The organism is Polyangium sp. 6x1, from assembly GCF_029946515.1.
Lineage (GTDB): Bacteria > Myxococcota_A > Polyangia > Polyangiales > Polyangiaceae > Polyangium.
This window is the reverse complement of record NZ_JARZHH010000181.1, coordinates 1-704: the sequence shown is the minus strand read 5'-3', so window position 1 is coordinate 704 and position 704 is coordinate 1. Positions and strand designations below refer to the sequence as shown.

1 pseudogene is annotated in these 704 nt (G+C 70.5%); it reads right to left on the bottom strand.

From position 1 onward, the window contains the following. Positions 1–62: 62 nt before the first annotated feature. Positions 63–704, bottom strand: a pseudogene (locus tag QHF85_RS49730) (hypothetical protein); the annotation flags it as partial.

Genomic DNA, 704 nt, shown 5'->3' with positions numbered 1-704 from the left:
TTCGGGTCGAGGGGCGAACAGCCCCCGCGGGGTCCGGGGCAGCGCCCCGGCGCGGCGGCTCCTCAGGGCATGGAAGGCGGGAGGATGCCGACGGCGTCGATCTCGTTCCAGCCGTCGACCTTGTCGGATGCGAGGTCGATGCGCACGGCGGAGATGGGCGCGCAGGTTTTGGTCGGCGCGGAGCGGATGTGTGCGCAGCCGCCGATGGTCGCGGGCGCTGCGTTTTCGTAAATCACCTTGTCGCCTTCGCTCGTGGTGATCGTGATCTTCGAGATGGCGCCCGGGTTGTATGTCTCGTAGACCCAGACGGCCTCGCCGATCACGGGCGTCTTGAAGCCCACGGTCAGGAATTCGCCTGCATTGTCGAGGGCCTGCGTCGCCCAGGCCTTGGGCTCGTCGGCGCCGGCGGGATAGACGTCCGGCGCGCCGAGGGCTTGCTCGGCCGAATACTCCATCGTGCCGTACTGGGACGAGAATTCAACCACCTCGTCCGCCCACGTCACGCTGGCTGGCGCCTGGATCTCGTTCACGAGATTCGTCGCGTTGACGCAGCGCTTCGTATCGTCCTCCTCGTCGACGACCTTGCCGGCGCTGCAGTCCAGGGTGGCGGTGCCGCCGTCGCCGCCACTGCCGCCGCTGCCGCCGGCGCCGCCGCTGCCGCCGGACGCGCCGCTGCCGCCGCTGCCGGCCGTGCCGCCGGTGCC